This window comes from Halohasta sp. A2, assembly GCF_056175805.1.
Window position 1 is genome coordinate 1 of sequence record NZ_JAQFWV010000063.1, and the last position, 18,538, is coordinate 18,538.

The following is an 18,538-nucleotide window of genomic DNA, read 5'->3' on the forward strand; positions in this document are numbered from 1 at the left end:
GGTTGTCAGTCTCAGCCTGAAGTCGATCTAAATCTTCCCTGCTGAGATGCTTCACGACTTCTTTCTCACGGCCAACCATACTACGTTCAATTAGCTCCAGCTACACAATAGCTTCCCTGAGGTACTAAGAGTTCTGGCTACTAACCAGAAGTCTCCGACTTCTGGTGATGGGGCTTGTCCATGAACTCGGCCTCAAACCCTTCGGGGTGGGCGGTAAATCCGCCACTCAGCCTCACTGTTCCAGACTTCAGGGCAAGTTGACTGTTGCCCGTCCGACGAGACGACTGTTGGCCCCGCCGGACGTACCGCATCCCGATGTTCTTTGCTGCATTATAATCCGCGTTCGCTTCTGAACCGCATTTCACACACTCGAAATCAGTGCGTGTCTTTCGATTCTCGTCAGCTGTAAATCCACATTCGGCGCACCGCTTCGACGTGTACGCCGATCCCACTTGTTTCACCGAGATCCCGACTGCTTCGGCTTTGTACTCTACCTGTTCGTAGAGTGTGCGGAATGCCCACTTATGTCCCCACGACGCCCCGGTTCGTTCTCGAATATCGGTTAGATCCTCAAACGCTATCACGTCACACTCGTACCGGAGTGCTTCGTCGATGATCGCTTTCGACGCTCGGTGAAGTACGTCACGGATGTACCGGAGTTCCCGACCTTCGGTTTGTTCAAGTGTTCGGTGGGCACTCCGAGTTCCCGTCCGTTGTAGTCCAGCACGCACTTTCTCGAACTCACGAAGATCGTGGGTCAACTCCCGCCCGCTGAAGAAGTAGGCGGTGCTTGTGACGGCGAGGTTTTCAATACCGAGGTCAACCCCGAGAACCGTTCCGTCCTCGGCAGTATTCCGCTCAGTTTCGTTCTTGGGTCGGCGGAAGCCGATGTGCAAGAAGTAGTCGCCGTCGCGGGCGGTGAGCATACTTTCGGTGACATCCCATTGATCTGAATCGAGGAACTGCCGTTGGTAGCCATCGTCGTCTTTGGGAAGAGCAAGATCACACCGGACGCGGCTGAATCTCTACGTTCGAGCCTACCGGGAGGCAAACGGCACGGATGATCTCCTCTCGCCAATTCAACGAGATCGAGATACGCCTGCGTACGAGGCTGTCGACGCATGTTATGGTGCATTTGACTGGCTGAACGAGGGAGCTGACCGCGAGTACAGTGCGCAGACTCTCCAACGGGTACGACGAATCGTCGACGCCTGGTATCAGCATCTGGTCGGTCGACGAATCGCCTCAATAAACCCTGCCAGCGGCCTCTACGAAGAATTCAAGTGGGAAACGGAGGATTCTCCGACCCCATCACTGTCAGCGGATCATATTCGCCGATTGATGGAGGTTGCAACGACATCACGAGACCAACTGTTGGTAGTAGCCCTGGCTGGGTGGGGACTCCGAGCAAGCGAGGTCGCAGCACTCCACATTTCGCAGTTCAATCGCGATATTCCCGACGACGACGTCCCCCATATCGCATTCGAGAGCCGGAAAAATGGCCCGGGAGAAGTATCGGTCCTGTTCGGACTGGATATCCTGGATTCTCGAATAGATGGACTGGGAGAAGATGAGACGTGGGGTGGATACGTGTTCCCCTCATCGCAGGGTGAAACCCCACACGTGACGCGAGATACGATCCGCAATTGGTTTCAAAAGCTAGCCTCAGAAGCCGGGCTTCCTGATTGGATTGAAGGCGAACGTCCGAGCCCACAGCTCTGTCGACGGTTCTGGTACGATACCTATACGGCGGTCCTCGAAGGCGTCGAAGAAATCGCTGCAGAGCAGGGTAGTAGCGATCCAAAAGTCATTATGCAGAACTACCTCTCCGACTCACGATCTCGTCAGTTACGCCGTGAATTCATGCGGGAACAGCTGATAGATATCTTCGAGAACGAGCAGTAGTTTCCATGGGTGTGCCAGATCGCCGTTAAACCGTTCACAGAGTCCCGAATCCCTCTTTTGCCATCAGTTCAGCAACACGCTCGGGATGTTGAAATGCTGCGAGAAGGGCGAACTCGCGAGCATCTGTTTTCGAGACCTCATTTGTACCGAGCTGTTCTGCGAGTTCGTTTCGAAACGCGGCTTCTCGGTCAGCAACCTTGTCTCGGACATGGATCTCAAGCCGTGTATCGCGTTCATCACCAACGTTACTCCGTCGGACGAAGTACGGATATTGCTCTAGTGAGGTGGTAGCTGGAGTCGACTCTTCTGTGGATTCACCGTCTACTTTTGGTGAGTTAGTCGTGCTATCTGCTTCAGACGACTCTGTGTTCGATGAGTTTGTTTTTGTCTGATCGGGTGACGAGGTCGACCTGTCTTCTTGATTGCTCTCAGTATCTGTTTGGGTGGTCTCCTCGGTTGGTTTGGATTCCGGTTCCTCATCGTCCTTGTCGCTCCCTCCGAAATCGAGATTCCCAGAGCCGGATTTAAAGTTGCTCATGCTGTTTTCGCCTCCGTTTTGTCATCCTGATTCAGATCGATCGTTCTATTCGTATAATCCTGGATATCGAGTTCCAAGACGGGGTCGACATCAGCATCGAACGTCTCGGTGGCAATGAACCATGCAAGCTCGTACAGCTTCCGTAGCGTGTCTATTTCTCGATCACGGACCCGTCGTTGACCGGGTTCGCTCACCATCTGACTATCCCGTTCGAAGGTTTTCCAGCGTTCTTCAACCACCTTGAACGCCGAGCCTCTGGCCTCCCACATCGCGTCCATGAGGCTTTCACGGTTCCCAATGGAGACTGGTGTGGCGAATTCCTCAGTGTTTTCGAACTGTTGTTGGTACTGCTGGTGGGCATTCGTTTGCCCAACACCTGATGGAACCACACAGGAGAGCCCGATTTCGATATCCAGTTGGCTCTCCATGTTTCCGACGAGTTCTTCGAGCCCTTCGAGGCTCAGGTTCCCTTTGCCAGCTGGCTTGACGGGTGCCACGAGCGTTCGGAGTGCGAAAATGGCGTTATAGAGCAGATCCTCTGCGCGTGCGTTTGGATCGATAAGGATAGCATCGTACTGTTTGTGCAGTTCCTGCTTCTCCCAGAGCAAATCATATAAAAGCTCGAAGCGAGGATACTCTTCTCGACTCATGTTTTTCATCCCCGTCTCGTAGGAGATCTTCTGTTCTAGGTTCGACGTAAAGTCACCCAGCATGTCGTGGCTCGGGATAATGTCGACGCCTTCCTCGGTAGTTTCGATGAGACCCTGGAAGTCTCCATCCGGCATATCCAGGATGTGCTTGACGAGATTGTCTGCATCTGGATCGCTTCGGTGTTCACCAGCATCAAAGAGACTGGTCAGGTTCCCCTCCTGTGGATCGAGGTCCAGCATGAGTGTATTCAGGCCCATTCGCTCCAGTGCCACTGCGATATTGGCCGTCATTGTTGTTTTGTACGTCCCACCTGATTCAGAGTAGACTACGACTGTGATCATATGTATCAATAGTACCTTCTGTATCATAAATCTGTGTCAGACATACGTAATAAAGATCTGTAACAGGTATCTGTAATGGTGTTCTGTAACAGACATCTGTAATTACCGTTGTCCTGCGATTAGGTTCCTAACTGATAGATCAGTAGCTCCCGTTACAGATGAATACTACAGGCAACTGTTACAGACATTCCTTACAGGCAATAGTCGCAGTCATTCAATACGCGAACTGACCTAGAGTCGTTACAAACATCTGTTACAGACAACTGTTACAGACGGTTAGTACAGATAACAATAACAGACGAGTGCCGCATCCTTCTGTTGTAAACAAATCTGCAGACAGAGCTGGCCGAATACCCGGTATCAGTATTCCCAGAAGGGAATGTTGGGCCGACACTCAAACGACCTGAACAACACTGGCTTGTCAAACACCCCGACCGATTTTGGGCGATAGTAGACCGTTGAATATGCTGTCGCCTCGGCTGGCTTTCACAGCACTGTAACAGCAGATACTATTGACGGTAGGTTCTCTGAAACCGTGTTGATTTCTGGAAGCATTTTCTTCCGAGTCGACTTTAGACGGTGAGCAGATGAGACCATCTGGCATGGTAGCAGTGTTATAACTTTCCGTCGGCCTATGGAACGTCAAAACTCACAAGTGCGCTTGTATCGGCGACGACCGTCCGTAGGGGTGACCTACTCCTAGTTCGTCGATATCATGGGTCGCGAACGTCGTGGCCTCTCCAACATATATGTCACCGCCATCCGAAGCAGCAATATCCAGTGGCTCGCCTCCCAAGTCTGGCTCGAGAAGACGTAGCCGCTGGGTGGTCTACGCGCCGACTAATTGATCTGCGGTGTCAAATTCAATCCCGAGGAAACACGTCGACAAAAGCCACTCCGACGACTACCGATTGTTAGTCGTCGGCAGGTTGGGCGAAATCGGTCCCCCGGACGGTCGAATACGAGTCTCTCGACTGTATCCCGAGCCGATCATTCGTTAGTTCGATGCTCTCTGCACTGGATTTCTGGCCCATGAGGGCTCGGATGGCGTCGATGTTCTCGGGGACGACAATTGCCTCCTGATGAATTGATTGGAACAGATACAGATCGGTACCCGCCATCGAAATCGACTCCTTCCAGAGACAGTTCTCCCAGAGATCCCCGCGCGGTCGACCGGAGTCCTTGGCGAACTCTTTGAGTTGCGCAGTGCCCTCGATGTCCAGTTTCGCTGGGACAACGAACAGCCGCGGGTTTCGTTCGAGCAGGTCACACAGCTCGTCGACGGTCGGTGCGGTGTCGAGTGTGATATTCACGCTGTGCAAGTGCATCAGTGTCGCTGGCACGGTGACACCAACCGTGTCGATATCCAACTCGGGGAAGATCGTCTGGACATCAGGACCGTGGTGCGAGGGGACCGTAACCGGATCCGGGAGGATATCGTTGATTGGCCCGCGGTTGGTTTCGTTCGGATCACCACCGCGCCGAATGAGTGTTACGCGGGCTTTGTCGACGCCGTACTCGCGGTCGAGTGGCTCTAAGAGTCGCGAAAGCCCGGTTGTGTTACAGGAAACGACGCGAAGAAGGTCGGCGTCCGCGGCATCGTCGTAATTCGCCTGGGCGACGAAACTCGCGTCGACCGTCTCTGCGGATTCACCGCCCTGGAGAATCGCCGGTGTCTCGTGTTCCCTGTAGAGTTCACAGTTGTCTGCGCCAACGCCCGAAGGAGTGGCGTCGACGATGACGTCACTCTTGCGGACGAGTTCCGCGACGTCTCCGTGGAGATCCATCCCAGACTCAGTGAAAAGATGCGACTGCTCGGGGATCGCACTGTACAGCGGGTATTCCTTCTGGAGGGCGGTTTCGGCTTCGTAGTTCGGACGGGTTTTCGTCACACCGATGAGTTTCATGTCGGGCTGGAGACGGACTGCATCAGCAACGCGTTTACCGATGGTGCCGTATCCATTCACTCCCACACGTATCATGATCCTACATACCGTAACCCAAGATATAATTCTTCCGGTAGTTTTTGCGTAGAAATTAACTCTACACCGAGTAACACAACTCCGTCGACACTGGGGAGCTGTCTTCGACTCTGTTCGTCGAAGAAACGTCTATTTTGCCGGCGGTCAAGGCGAATACCACGAGGGTTGATCCCGAGGCGATTCACCCGGAGTAGGGCGTTACATTAGCAGTCCGTGTCGACAAGGTCTCATCAGCTGATAGTTGCACATAAGCCGAAAAATCGTGTCGACAATGAGTCCACAACTGTCGCAGCGGTACGGCGCAGTTCAGTACCTTGCGTTCTTGATCGACGGATCGAGATCGTCGAACTGGGCGAGATATCGCTCGCGTTCGTGTCGGAGTGTATCGAGCGTCGACTCGGGGTCAGGTAGAACTGTCCCGACGTCGAACTCGTCGATATCCATTCCAGGAACCGCACGCGGCACCGTGAGTCCTGTCGTCTCATCGATCTCCCACTGGAGGTTTCCTCGCACGATATTGCGCAACAGCGTTATTGTCTCCGTGACGCCGACATCAACAGAGCCGACGCTTCCGGTATTCAATACGAAACAGTCTACATCGAGGTCAGCGATCAGATCGCGGAAGCGGTTGCCCTCTGTGCCTTTCGAGCCGATAATGAACGGGTTCGTCCCGACGACGCGGGTCGACTCACCGGCAGCACTCGGGTCGCCAGCACTTGTTTCGACAGACTCACCCAACATGAACGCCACCGCGGCTTCTTCTGGTGTGAGTTTCGCGACCGGTGGCATCGCCGGATTTCGTGTGATGAAGAAAATTTGGTCGACAGCGGGCAGATCGATCTCCTCACCGGCGGAGGCGAGTTCCTCGCGCTGGATGATGGCCCGCCCATTCGTCGTATACCGGTCGCTATCGAAGTCTACGGTGCCGTCCTCGTCGACATCGACGTTTTCGAGTACCGCCGAGTCGGCGGTCGTCGCGTCGTACATTGCAGGTTCGGTGTCGCTGTCGAGACCGTGGGTTTTGACGAACAGCCCCTGTCCTTCACTGCCAGCCACGGTTCCGTCGGGGAGCAGTGCACAGACATCGTCCTGGAGCATTGTTGCGTTTTCGGGCTCCTCGAGCCACAGTCCGTGGGCAGTCAGCGTGGATTTCCCGGTTCCCGAGAGGCCGAGAAACAACTGCCCGACGGTATCGAACCCGTCGTCAGTCTCCAGTTTGACACGCTTGCTTCCTGCGTGGAGGCCGAGTCCACCCTGCTGTTTCGCGTAGTACATGAACAACCTGAGGTAGGACTTCTTGGCCTCACCGGTGTAATCACTCCCCGCGATGGCGGTGAATCCGTCCTCGGGAAAGATGCGAACCGCAACTTCATCCCAGTCCGGAAGCTGAACTGTATAGAAGTCCGGTACGTGATTGTCTTCGGCCGGTTCGAAGAGCTTTGCCCAACCCAGCGCGATCCGACTGTAGGCTTTTGGGACGTAGTACCGGCACACGTAGGTGTTGTCGAAGTGTCGTCCCATCTGCCGATCGAGGCACACGAACTCCTTGTTGCGGATGTCTGAGAACATGTCATCGAGGAGTTCGAAATCGGCATCGTCGAACTCGTGGTCGATGTTGTTTTTCGTTTTTTCGGCGTTCCGCGAACGCTCCTGGCTCACGTATGATGGTGACCCGAACTCAGTGGTCGTTTCCAGATGAGCCGAGTATTCCCGTAGCTGATCGAACGATGGATTGTATTCCACCTTTTCCGAGGTCTTCGGATCGGGCAGCGCAGCTACGTACGGCGCGGCTGATTCCGGTGGTTGGTGCATCCGTACATAGTTTACCAATAGGGGTGGTAATAAACGCGCTGGGACTATGTTTGTAGTAAACAATCATAATAGAATCAAGATCAGCTAATCGAAGAGAGACTGCAGCCGGTTAGCGCCGTAGGTGGTGGCTTTATTAATCGTCTCTAATGACCGTGACTGGTTGATCCGCGTTCAATATAACGTGTTGAGTAGTGCTTCCGAAAAGAGCCTTTCCGGTCGGCGTTCGCTTTCGGCCACCGATAACGATCTGATTGGGTTGGATATCATCGGCAGCATCGAGAATTCCCTCTGTTGGGGGATGAAATATCTCAAGCGGTTCGGCCGAAATTCCAGCCTCACGAAGGTTTGCCAGGGCTTTCGTCACAGCCGGGCTCTGTTCGGGTGGAGCATCGGCAGACTGAGCGGCGTCGTCGTCACGATAGGCGTGAGCAACAGTCACCGATAGTTCGTTGTTGACCACGGGGAGGTCAATAATGAACTCTACTTGTGCAAGCGCTTTGTCGACATCGTCGTCGACTGGTACCAATAGCTGATACATATACACCTCAACGATACTCCCGTATTCTAATGATTGTATCGGTGATCGCACCGAGCATTCGGCGTGGATACAGACCTTTGAGAGATGACAGTTCACAGCTGATACACAACCCAACAGGTGGCAAAGACACCTAGCGGAGACCGGTTTTATTACACATTGATACTGAATTATGCCAAATGGATCGCCGTACGAAGTGGACGCTGGCAATCTTCCTGTTCGTTCTCGGGGACGGAATCGCTGTACAGACGCGCGGCTCCCTCTTGTCGACGTTCAAACAGTCGTTCGCTGTCTCAGAGGATCTTCTCGGATTGGTCGCTCCCGCGGGGACGGTTGGACTCGTTATGACTGTCCTCGTCGTTGGGATGCTCTCTGGGAGACTCGACGTTCGAAAGTTCATCGCGATCGGAGTCGGTCTCAGCATCGGGAGTCTCCTCCTATTGGGGACGGCGACATCATACGTTGTGCTACTCGGAGGGTTCTTCATCCAGGGTGCCGCATTCGGCGTGTTCCGAGCACTCGACAGGCCACTACTCGGTCACCTCTACCCCGACCAGCGGGGGCGGGTTTTTAATCTGTATGCGGTCATGTGGGCCCTCGGAGCGACCGCAGGGCCGCTCATGGTCAACGCAGTGTTGTCGCTCGGTGACTGGAGACTGACATACCTGATACTGATACTCGTCTTTCTGCCAACAGCGTATTTGGTCACCTCACTTGAGTTCCCGACAGAGACGTGGTCAGAACGACAGCTCACGGTCGACGAGTTAGGTTCAGTGCTCCGAACACCACCAGTTGCAGGGATGGTATGTGCGCTCGTGTTGACCGGTGGCATCGAAGGGATACTCTTCACATGGTTGCCCTTCTATGCGACGCAGTTCATGTCTCAATCGACAGCCAACGTCTTGCTTTCGGGCTTTCTCGTCATGTACATCCCGGGTCGACTGGTCTACAGTCGACTCGTGTCTCGCGTCCGGTCGCTCACACTGGTAGCCACCCTTGCGGTCGCATCACTGCCGCTTTTCTATGTTGCGTTCGTCTCAGTATCAACTGCCGGACTGTTCGTCGCCGTGCTGGGACTGGGCGTTCTCATCTCCGGGTTTTACCCGACACTGTCCGCGTTCGGTGTCGACGCGCTTCCGGAACGGAGCGGCCCGGTGAACGCTGTCGCCGTCGGTGCGAACTACCTCGGCTTGTCCACGCTTCCCGTGATCGTCGGTGCCATGTCTTCGGCGTATGGAATCTCGACGGGCATTCAGATAGTGCTCCCTGCAATGGTCGGTGTGTCTCTCATCGTTCTCTTCACCCGATTTCATATCGGCACCCAAAAGCAGTTCGCCATCGGAGAGGGGTGAGCAGTTTGGAGGGCACTCCGTTTCCGTCAGCACAATAATCCATTCGCGGTGCGTAAGGGCGACTGTTCGCTTACTATCCGTAACACATACTATCCGTGCGATAAATAGTCAAGTTGAATGCAACCAGTTCGCATAGCCGGTGTTGGGCTTACACCGCTGGGTAGGCACCCGAACAGAACCGGACGAGAACTCTTCGCGGAGGCCACGAATGCGGCCTTCGAGGACACAGACATCCAGCGTACAGACGTCGACGCCCTCTGTCTTGGAAACTTCGTGGGTGACGTATCGGAGCAACAGGGCCATCAGGGGCCACTGATGGCGGATGCAGCGGGGGTCTCGGCGCCCGCCACTCGCTTCGAAAACGCCTGCGCAGCGGGGGGCGTGGCTGTCCGTGGTGCGGTCCAGGCGATTCAAAACGGCGACGCGGACGTCGTTCTCGCCGGTGGCGTCGAGAAGTTGACTACCCTCGGAACCGGTGGTTCGACCGAGGCACTCGCGATGGCTGCCGATGATCTCTTCGAGAGTCGTGTCGGGCTGACGTTTCCCGGTGCCTACGCCCTCCTCGCGCGAGCGTACTTCGAAGAACACGGCGGGTCCCGCGAGGAGTTAGCCGCGATCTCGGTGAAGAACCACAAAAACGCCGTCGACAACGAGTACGCTCAGTTCCGACGCGAGATTACGGTCGAAGATGTACTCAAAGCGCCGACCATCGCCGACCCGCTGGGGCTGTACGACGCGTGTCCAGTGACAGACGGTGCAGCCGCTGCGGTTCTCGTCAGTGAAGAGTATGCCATTAGAAATGACGTCGATACACCAGTTGCTGTGACGGGGTCCGGCCAAGGGGGAGATACACTCGCCTTGCAAGACCGGGACGACCTCACTCGAACACCTGCTGCAGAGGGTGCGGCCACGCAAGCGTATGAGCAAGCGGATATTACGCCTGAGGACGTGGACATCGCAGAGGTACACGACTGCTTCACTATTGCGGAGGTACTCGCCATCGAGGCGCTCGGCTTCTACGAACCGGGAACCGGAATCTCTGCTGCGATGGATGGTGAGACCACCGTTGATGGTCGACTCCCCGTGAACCTCTCCGGTGGGCTAAAGGCGAAGGGTCATCCGGTGGGTGCAACCGGTGTGGCCCAACTCGTTGAGTTGACCCGACTACTCCGTGGTGACCATCCGAAGAGCGAGGACGTTTCAGACGCTCGTGTCGCCGTCGCCCACAACGCGGGTGGGACCGTCGCAAGTGCAGTCGTACACATCCTGGAGGCAGACGGATGAGCAGCGACGACTCGAACGGAGACGACGCCTCAAAAGGAGCCCACACGGCATGGCTAGACGCAATCGATTCGGGTCGGGGCTTCTACCTCGAATGCCCAGACGGTCATGGGTGGCTTCCTCCCCGGGGTGTCTGCAAAACGTGCAGTTCGACGGATCTCGATCGAGTCGCGCTTCCGGCTTCTGGACGGATCGAGACGTACACCAAAATTCACGTTCCATCACCGCGGTTCGAACACGAAGACAGCGTCGTGGTTGCCATCGCCGATTTCGGGGGCGTCTCTATTACCGGCCATCTCGACAACACGGCAGCTGAGTCCATCGAGCTGGGGGCGTCTGTAGAAGTCGACGTCGAGCGATCTGCAACGACAGACGAACGCATCCTTACGTTCCACATCCGGTGAGTATCATATGTCTGAAAACACGCCACACATGCGGGAGCGAATATTCGGAGAACAACCATTCGTCTCGGAGTCTGCGTTCGTCTCAAAGCTAGCCTACCTCGTCGGTGACGTTGCTGTTGGGTCACGGTCGAGCCTCTGGCCGTTCGTCTGCCTACGGGGTGACGGCGCTCCGACGACAGTAGGCGAAGAGAGCAATGTACAGGAGTTCTCGATGCTACACGGAGCGACCATCGGTGACGAAGTGACGATTGGTCACAACGTCGTCGTTGATTACGCGACCGTCGAAGATCACGCGCTTGTCGGTATGCAGAGTGCTGTCCTTCGAGGCGCGACGGTCGAATCGAACTCCATCGTCGCTGCGGGTGCGATCGTCCTCCAGGACCAGACCATCCCTGAAGGCCATCTCGCCTACGGTGCACCAGCCGAGACGAAACCGCTTACTGATGGTCAGCGTGACGAAATCGCTCGCGTTCACGAACACTACGTGGAACTCGGCCGGTCCTACAAGGAAACCGGTCGGTTCGAGTAGTCGTCGAACGATCTATTTCGATTCGAAGAAACGCTATTCACATCGATTCGACACACTATTTCCCGATATTTTATATCAGATGCGACATGACATACTGTCACGATAGACCATGGCAGCCGAACCTCACGAAGAGACATCAGTAGTGCATGAACCGTCCGACGAGTTCGTCGAGTCGACGAACGTCTGGGAGTTCATGCAGGAGTATGAAATAGACGACTACGAAGACCTGTTGGAGACCACAAACGGCGACATCGAGTGGTTCTGGGACGAACTCGTCGAGTATCTCGACGTCGAATTCTACGAGGACTACGACACGATCAGAAACGATGCGGCGGGTCCACAGTTTTCGGAGTGGTACGCCGGGGGGAAGATGAATATCGCCCACAACGCCGTCGACCGGCACGCCGACGTCGGTAGCGAGACTCGAAACAAGGTCGCCTGCATCTGGGAGAGCGAGCAAGGCGACGTCCGCGAACTCACGTTTCACGAACTCCACAGACAGTCGAACAAGGTGGCCAACGCGCTCGAAGAGCGTGGCATCGAGACGGGGGACACCGTCGGTCTGTACATGCCGATGGTCCCTGAAGTCGCCTCGATCCTCTATGGCTGCTTCAAAATAGGCGCGATTGCAGTTCCGATATTCTCCGGCTTTGGGGTTGAGGCCACAGCGACGCGCATCGCTGACTCGGAATGTTCGGTGCTCTTTACGGGCGATGGCTTCTCGCGTCGTGGCGGTGAGATTACGCTCAAGGGAACCGCAGACGACGCCATTGAGGAGGCGGGCTACGTCGAACACACAATCGTCTTCGACCGACTTGGTGCAGATATTCCGTGGAACGATGCGCGCGATGAATGGTGGGACGAGGCCGTCGAGACACAAGATGATGCGTACGAAACGAAGGCTCTCGATTCGAATCACGAGTCGATGCTATTGTATTCGTCGGGGACGACCGGCACGCCGAAGGGGATCGTCCACACACACGCCGGCGTCCAGATGCAAACAGCCAAGGAGATTTATTTCGGCTTCGACCACAAACCGGAAGACCGCTTCTTTTGGGTGTCGGATATCGGGTGGATGATGGGCCCGTGGATGCTCATCGGGAACCACACGTTCGGCGGAACGATATTCATGTACGAGGGGGCACCAGATTACCCGAATCCGGACCGGTTCTGGGAGATGATCGACCGTCACAAACTCAGCGTGTTCGGCATCTCTCCGACAGCCATCCGCGCGCTCCGAAAGTACGGTGACGAGTGGCTCGACTCCTACGACCTCTCTTCGCTCAGACTACTCGGGTCGACCGGCGAACCGTGGGACCCCGAATCGTGGCTCTGGTTCTACGAATACGTCGGTGGACGTGACGCACCGATTATCAACATCTCCGGTGGGACGGAGATCTGTGGCTGCTTCCTCATGCCGATGCCGATCCAACCGCTCAAACCGTGCAGTCTGGGCGGCCCCGGCCTCGGGATGGATATCGACATCGTCGACAGCGACGGCGACTCTATCGCTGACACCCACGAACGCGGCTATCTCGTCGCCCGCGATTCGTGTCCATCAATGACGAAGTCGCTGTGGTCCGGTGACGAACGATACCTCGAAGAGTACTGGTCGACGTGGGACGACCTCTGGGACCACGGTGACTGGGCCCAAAAGGACGACGACGGCCTCTGGTTCCTCCACGGCCGTGCCGACGATGCACTTAACGTCGCGGGTCGGAAGGTCGGCCCTGCAGAAATCGAGGGCGTCCTCATCGAGCACGATGAGGTGAACCGAGCTGCTGCAGTCGGTGTTCCTGACGACACGACAGGAACCGCCGTCGTCGCATACGTCGTCCTCGAAGACGGTATCGAAGCAACGGACGAGCTGCGCGAGGAGTTACGCGCGCTCATCGGTGAAGAACACGGCAAACCATTCCGCCCACGCGAACTGCTCTTCGTCTCGGAGTTCCCCAAGACCCAATCCGGAAAGATAATTCGGCGCGCCATCTCGTCGATTTATCAGGGAGAAGAGTTGGGAGATATGAGCAGTATCGAGAACCCGGAAGCCTTGGAGGAAATCGAAGCGGCCCGGTAACAACCACATCTCGGCTTCTTTTCTGACGGCTACGCCTCCTCCGACCCCCCTCATCCCACCACGGCTGTCGACTCCGCGTATTTTTTCTCTCCGTATGTTCCTGTCATCATTCTCGTCCCGATTTCGTTTGGAGGGAACAGACGGATGATGAGTCTCTCAGTGGAACTCTGCTTCGGGGTTACATCGACAGCAAAAACCCCCGACGCCGATGTCGGAAGCAGTGAACACGCAGTCTGAAACAGGGACAATCGACTGAGACGGTTAGGTTGATCGCTCGGCGTAGGGTTCGATTCCTGCCTCCTCGACCCGTTGCTCGAAGCGCTCTCGCCTGGTGCGCCGTTCATCCTCGGACATCCGGTCGGCGGTCCATATCTCGCCGCTAGTCACCTGGTGGACCTCAACCTCGGAGACGTCGGGCAGTTCGCCCACCCGCTCGCAGATCTCGTCGTCGATGTCGAGGAAGTAGGTGCACCGCTGGGAGGTCAACAGGAGGTGGACGGTGACCGCCCCCGTGGTCTCGTCCCACTCGATGTCGTCGACGAGCCCGAGGTCGACGATGCTGATGGGGTGCTCACTCATGCAGCTACAGGGGTCGAGCACCGCTTCGAGTTTGTCCTTCACCTCGGTTTTGACCTCGTCTTGGAACTCCGTGGTCGGCAGGACGTGGTCGGTGACGTCGGTGCTCATACGTACTTGACCCGGTCCTTCGAGGCTTCGTCTGTCGGTTCCTCGTAGGTCGACCACGGCGGCGCGGGGTACTCGCCCTGCTCTTTGAGCTCCTGGATCTTCTGGTCCCACTTGTCGCCCTTAATGTCTTTCTTGACTTGTTCCGGGTCCTTGCCCATCAGGCGGAGCTTGTTCTTGCCGAGGATCTTCTCCTTGTCTTCCTGGGTGACTTCGGGGTAGTCCTCGCCAGCCCGGAGGTCCTCGGGCATCTCGAAGTCCCAGATAGCGTCGATCGGCGGCTGGGGATGCAGGGCCGTCGCGCCACTGGAGAAGACGATGCGGTCCGGACCGGCCCAGTACAGCATCTCGCCGAGGCTGCGGGCGAACTTCTTGGGCCGACTGCAGGCCATGTGGGCCGTATTCTCGATGTTCGCGTAGACGTTGTCGTGACTGGCCATCGCGAAGACGGTCTCCTCAAGGAACGAGAAGCCGGCGTGGATGACCTCGAAGTTCAGCTCGGGGAACGCCAGCGCTGCTTCTTCGACGTCGTCGATACGGAAGTACTTCACCGGCGCCGTCGCGAAGGGGATGAACTTGTGGATGCCCACGGTCCCGATGTCGAGGTCGGCGGCCTTCTCCAGGACCGGTCGGACAGTGTCCTCGTTCAACTGCATCGAGAGGTCACGGCCGTTCTGGTAGCGCGACGGGTACAGCTTGATGCCGTCGACGTCCTTCTCCTTCGCGTAGTACTCGACCTGTTCGACGGCGTCGTCCTCGAGCGGGTTGATGTCCACGATCATCCCCATGCGGTTGGGATTGCGGTCGCGAAGCTCGAACCCTTTCTCCCGGGAGACGTAGCCGTCTTTGAAGTAGTCGTCGAGCGGGAGCGAGTGGTACACCGAGTAGTCGATCTGGCTCTCTAGGAAGAGCAGCCGTTCGAGCTCCTCGGGCTGGTGGTTCCGGTAGAATATCTCCTTCGGGAACACGTACTCATCGGGCATCAGTTGCTCGCCGAGTTCGTACGTCTCATCGTCCCACCGCTGGGCGTGGGGATGAAGGTGATTGTCCTCCGCGTGGTTGAAGCAGTGTGACACTGCGTCTACAACCAGTTCGCCATTATCTAACATACACGTTGGTATTCAAATCTATAGTTATTAAATGTTCGGAATACAGAGAGGGGTATTGTCCGCCGGAGAGACTGTTGCGAGGCGGCTATCAGTCCGAGATGTTGAGACAGACGTTCTTTATTTGCGTGTAGTTGTGGATGGCCTGGGTGCCGTTCTCACGGCCGACGCCGCTGTCCTTGAAGCCGCCGAAGGGCGTCTCGTTGCCGCCGGCGAACCACTCATTGACGTATATCTGGCCGGCGTCGACGTCCCGCGCGAACCGATGGGCCCGCCCCATGTCGGTCGTGATGACGCCCGCGACGAGTCCGTAGTCCACGTCGTTGGCCCGCTGGATGCCTTCGGCCTCGTCCGCGAACGTACTCACGGTCAGCACCGGCCCGAAGACCTCCTCCTGGCATATCCGGGCGTCCTGTGGAACGTCCGCGAACACCGTCGGTTCGACGTAGTAGCCGTCCCGGTCCAGTACGTTACCGCCGGTCACCGGGTCGCCGACTTCCTCGCGACCGATGTCGAAGTAGTCGGAGACTTTCTCCATGTGCGACGCCGACGCGAGCGGCCCGACGTCGTAGTCTTCGATACCGGGACCGATTGTGAGGTCCTCCACTGCGTCGACGAGCTTGTCGACGTACGTGTCGCTCACGTCTTCCTGGACGACGACACGGGAGGAGGCAGAACAGACCTGTCCGGTGTTTGTCGCGAAGATCCCTTTGATCGTCTCCGCGACGGCGACGTCGAGGTCGGCGTCGTCATAGACGACCAGCGGACTCTTGCCCCCGAGTTCGAGGTGGGGCTCGGTCAGGTTGTCGATGGCGGCTTTCCCGACAGCACGCCCCGTGACGGTCGACCCGGTGAAGGTGATCGTCCCGATGTCTGGATGGCCTGAGAGCGTCGAGCCGGCGGGCTCGCCCTCGCCGGGGACGACGTTGACGGCGGCCTCGGGGACGCCGTTCACGTGGAGCAGTTTGGTGAGTTCGAGCGCGCCTATTGGCGTCTCCTCGGCCGGCTTGACCACGGCCGCATTCCCGGCGGCGAGCGCCGGCGCGACGCTGCGCGCGAAGAGATAGGCCGGGACGTTCCAGGGAACGATGTGGCCCGTGACGCCCACCGGTTCCCGGAGCGTGTAATCCACGTGGTGGTCGTCGAGCGGGATGCTCTCACCTTCGATTTTGTCGGCGAGACCGCCGTAGTACTCGAAGTGGCGGGCAGCCCGCTCTATCTGACCGCGGGCCTCGGAGATGGGTTTCCCGTTCTCGAGCGTCTCGATGCGGGCGAAGCGCTCTGTTTCGTCGCGGATGGCCCGGGCCACGTCGTTCAGAATACGGCATCGCTTCGCCGGGGTGTACCCGCGCCACGTCTCGAACCCCTCCTGGGCCACGTCGACGGCCTCGTTCACGTCGCCCTCCGTCGCTGCCGCGACGCTGGTGAGTCGGTCGCCCGTCGCCGGGTCGAACACGTCGATGCTCTCGCCTGACGATGCGTCCCGTTCCATGCCGTCTATCAGCACGCCGTACTGGTCGGCGATTGCTGTCTGCTGGTCTGTCTGCATTCTATCTCACCCACTCTCCCGAACATTCATAATTCTTTGTGTCGGACGACGGCTACAGGGCGAGCTGCTCGACAGATTCGACGTGGAATTTGCGGATATCCCGTTCTGCGGCCAGGTACGCCGTGATCTCGTCCTCGAAGGCTTGGACGTGCTCGGAGTAGAGGTGGTCATCGAACCCCGGCTCGTTCCCTGAAGTGGATGACAGTCGGGTCGAGGACGTCGACGGCGGCCTGGTAGGAGACGACGCCGCTGTCCTGCCGGGAGGTCTCGACGAGGGATTCGAGCATCTCCAAGACGCGCTCACGGTGCGCTGGATCGACGTGCATGGTCGCATGGAGTACGAGCATTCCAGCGTATACGTCGCCGATGAGGTATTAGAGTGTACTAGTAGCGTGTGACATGGTTGTATCCCTGTCTTCACGGGTCGCCGGATCTCATCGCGTGGGGGTGTCGTCCGCGTCGACTGACAAACACGATGACTGACGTGTCTGATTACCCCAACTGTCAGGATTCAGCATAAATGTTTATTCGGACTGGATGGGAATCGTGAGATGGAATATGTCAGCACGATTCGAAGGCCAGTCAGTACTAGTGACAGGTGCCGCCTCGGGGAACGGGCGCGCCATCGCCCGCAAGTTCGCCGAGGAAGGCGCCGCCGTCACCGTCAGTGACATCCAGGAAGAGCCACGGATGGGCGGTGAGCCGACACACGATATCATCGCGGAGATGGGCCAGGAGGTCCAGTTCGTCGAGTGTGACGTCAGCGAGCCCGAGGACATCCACGCCGCCGTCGAGGCCCACGTCGACCGGTTCGGGTCGCTGGACGTGATGGTCAACAACGCCGGTATCGACCGCCAGATGTCGATTCTGGAGGTCGAGCCCGACGACTACGACATGCTCATGGACATCAACCTCCGGGGCGTCTACTTCGGCTGTCAGGCCGCGCTCGACGTCATGGTGACACAGGACGACGGCGGGGCGATCGTCAACATGTCCTCTATCGCGGGCCTCCGGGCCATCGACAACTCCTCGCTGTACTGTACCTCAAAGGGGGGCGTGACGAACCTCACGCGGCAACTCGCGCTCGAACACGGCGAGAACGGTGTCCGCGTCAACGCCATCAACCCGGGCGTCATCGAGACGGCGATGACGATGGAGGATGGCGACACCATCGACGGCCTCCTCGAAGAGACACCGCTGGGCCGGGCCGGCCAGCCCGAGGAAGTCGCTGACGGCGTCCTGTTCCTGGCCAGCGACGACGCCTCGTTCGTCACGGGCCACAACCTGGTCCTCGACGGCGGGTTCACCGTCTGAACGTCCGTCTCGGTCACCGACGCATCTTTTCACACGCCAATTATAGATCGAGTGGGTCGTGTCGAAACTGCCTCGCGTACGTCTGTTCTACCGCGTCGAGCACCCAGTCTGTCGCTCGTCATCCGCCAGCATGTCGTTGAACGACGCCGCGAGGGCAGTGAGCGCCCGTCGTCGCTATCCACCTCGAATCTCTGTGTGAGGTCGTCGTTCGCACTGGCTCCATCACCGTCCGAAGTTCGTCCAGCGCCTTGCGAACCTTGTCGATGTCTGTGTCCTCGCCCTTCCCGACGGCACTCTCTGTACCGGAGCGATCTGTCTCGCCAGCGACACCATCACCACCCACACGATTGATTACTTGACTTCGCACCTTATACTGGTGTAGCGCGTAGATGACGTGAAAATCGGATGCTTCCACTCACGTCGTTTCTGTCTTGTACCGCTCCAATTGACGAATTAGCGTGCTTTTCGACCCGGCAAA

The 18,538-nt window shown here is 57.4% G+C and carries 16 protein-coding genes and 2 pseudogenes; 7 read left to right on the plus strand and 11 right to left on the minus strand.

Translation table 11 applies throughout. The annotated features are described in order from the left end of the window. Nucleotides 1-140: 140 nt before the first annotated feature. A pseudogene (locus O2S87_RS14510) lies at nt 141-1,019 on the minus strand (RNA-guided endonuclease InsQ/TnpB family protein); the annotation flags it as partial. Between O2S87_RS14510 and O2S87_RS14515 the strand changes: the two are divergent. Beyond that, nucleotides 1,009-1,905 (plus strand): annotated as a pseudogene (locus tag O2S87_RS14515) (tyrosine-type recombinase/integrase); the annotation flags it as partial. The pseudogenes O2S87_RS14510 and O2S87_RS14515 sit on opposite strands and share 11 nt — an antisense overlap. A gap of 34 nt (nt 1,906-1,939) precedes the next feature. Here O2S87_RS14515 and O2S87_RS14520 read toward each other — a convergent pair. The 5 genes from O2S87_RS14520 to O2S87_RS14540 all read right to left on the minus strand — a co-directional run bounded on the left by O2S87_RS14520 (nt 1,940) and on the right by O2S87_RS14540 (nt 7,755). Continuing rightward, complete coding sequence (locus tag O2S87_RS14520) at nt 1,940-2,443, minus strand: DUF7970 domain-containing protein (protein ID WP_475409497.1); 504 nt, start codon at nt 2,441-2,443, stop codon at nt 1,940-1,942. Further along, complete coding sequence (locus O2S87_RS14525; protein WP_475409498.1) at nt 2,440-3,435, minus strand: ParA family protein; 996 nt, start codon at nt 3,433-3,435, stop codon at nt 2,440-2,442. Before O2S87_RS14525 ends, O2S87_RS14520 begins: the two co-directional genes overlap by 4 nt. Before the next feature lie 914 nt (nt 3,436-4,349). After that, on the minus strand, nt 4,350-5,417 hold the full coding sequence (locus O2S87_RS14530; RefSeq protein WP_475409499.1) for a type II glyceraldehyde-3-phosphate dehydrogenase: 1,068 nt from the start codon (nt 5,415-5,417) through the stop codon (nt 4,350-4,352). Between the two features lie 306 nt (nt 5,418-5,723). Beyond that, a complete protein-coding gene (locus O2S87_RS14535; protein WP_475409500.1) occupies nt 5,724-7,229 on the minus strand; it encodes a phosphoenolpyruvate carboxykinase (ATP) in 1,506 nt (501 codons plus the stop codon). A 133-nt stretch (nt 7,230-7,362) separates the two neighbouring features. Then, nucleotides 7,363-7,755, minus strand: coding sequence for a universal stress protein (locus O2S87_RS14540; protein WP_475409501.1), 393 nt, complete (start codon nt 7,753-7,755; stop codon nt 7,363-7,365). A 188-nt stretch (nt 7,756-7,943) separates the two neighbouring features. Here O2S87_RS14540 and O2S87_RS14545 point away from each other — a divergent pair, with 188 nt between their 5' ends. The 5 genes from O2S87_RS14545 (at nt 7,944) to O2S87_RS14565 (ending at nt 13,407) form a co-directional block, all read left to right on the plus strand. Beyond that, a complete protein-coding gene (locus O2S87_RS14545; RefSeq protein ID WP_475409502.1) occupies nt 7,944-9,116 on the plus strand; it encodes an MFS transporter in 1,173 nt (390 codons plus the stop codon). 117 nt (nt 9,117-9,233) lie between these two features. Then, a complete protein-coding gene (locus O2S87_RS14550; protein WP_475409503.1) occupies nt 9,234-10,400 on the plus strand; it encodes a thiolase domain-containing protein in 1,167 nt (388 codons plus the stop codon). After that, a complete protein-coding gene (locus tag O2S87_RS14555; protein ID WP_475409504.1) occupies nt 10,397-10,801 on the plus strand; it encodes a Zn-ribbon domain-containing OB-fold protein in 405 nt (134 codons plus the stop codon). The genes O2S87_RS14550 and O2S87_RS14555 overlap by 4 nt, the downstream gene beginning before the upstream one ends. 28 nt (nt 10,802-10,829) lie before the next feature. Beyond that, on the plus strand, nt 10,830-11,330 hold the full coding sequence (locus O2S87_RS14560) for a gamma carbonic anhydrase family protein (RefSeq protein WP_475409512.1): 501 nt from the start codon (nt 10,830-10,832) through the stop codon (nt 11,328-11,330). Nucleotides 11,331-11,439: 109 nt separating this feature from the next. Next, nucleotides 11,440-13,407, plus strand: a complete 1,968-nt coding sequence (locus tag O2S87_RS14565) for an AMP-binding protein (protein ID WP_475409505.1) — start codon at nt 11,440-11,442, stop codon at nt 13,405-13,407. Nucleotides 13,408-13,668: 261 nt separating this feature from the next. Here the strand turns inward: O2S87_RS14565 and O2S87_RS14570 are convergent, their stop codons facing one another. The 4 genes from O2S87_RS14570 to O2S87_RS14585 form a co-directional block, all read right to left on the minus strand. Continuing rightward, nucleotides 13,669-14,094: a metal-sulfur cluster assembly factor gene (locus O2S87_RS14570; protein ID WP_475409506.1), complete on the minus strand. Its 426-nt coding sequence runs from the start codon at nt 14,092-14,094 to the stop codon at nt 13,669-13,671. Then, on the minus strand, nt 14,091-15,200 hold the full coding sequence (locus O2S87_RS14575) for an amidohydrolase family protein (protein ID WP_475409507.1): 1,110 nt from the start codon (nt 15,198-15,200) through the stop codon (nt 14,091-14,093). Before O2S87_RS14575 ends, O2S87_RS14570 begins: the two co-directional genes overlap by 4 nt. Before the next feature lie 88 nt (nt 15,201-15,288). After that, nucleotides 15,289-16,746 (minus strand): aldehyde dehydrogenase family protein, encoded by a 1,458-nt coding sequence (locus tag O2S87_RS14580; protein WP_475409508.1) that lies wholly within the window; start codon nt 16,744-16,746, stop codon nt 15,289-15,291. A gap of 167 nt (nt 16,747-16,913) precedes the next feature. Next, on the minus strand, nt 16,914-17,093 hold the full coding sequence (locus O2S87_RS14585) for a putative quinol monooxygenase (RefSeq protein ID WP_475409509.1): 180 nt from the start codon (nt 17,091-17,093) through the stop codon (nt 16,914-16,916). Nucleotides 17,094-17,304: 211 nt separating this feature from the next. Between O2S87_RS14585 and O2S87_RS14590 the strand changes: the two genes are divergently transcribed. Further along, complete coding sequence (locus O2S87_RS14590) at nt 17,305-18,060, plus strand: SDR family NAD(P)-dependent oxidoreductase (RefSeq protein WP_475409510.1); 756 nt, start codon at nt 17,305-17,307, stop codon at nt 18,058-18,060. A 118-nt stretch (nt 18,061-18,178) separates the two neighbouring features. On the opposite strand, the gene O2S87_RS14595 is transcribed toward O2S87_RS14590, so the two are convergent. Further along, a complete protein-coding gene (locus O2S87_RS14595; protein WP_475409511.1) occupies nt 18,179-18,403 on the minus strand; it encodes a hypothetical protein in 225 nt (74 codons plus the stop codon). Between the last annotated feature and the right edge of the window lie 135 nt (nt 18,404-18,538).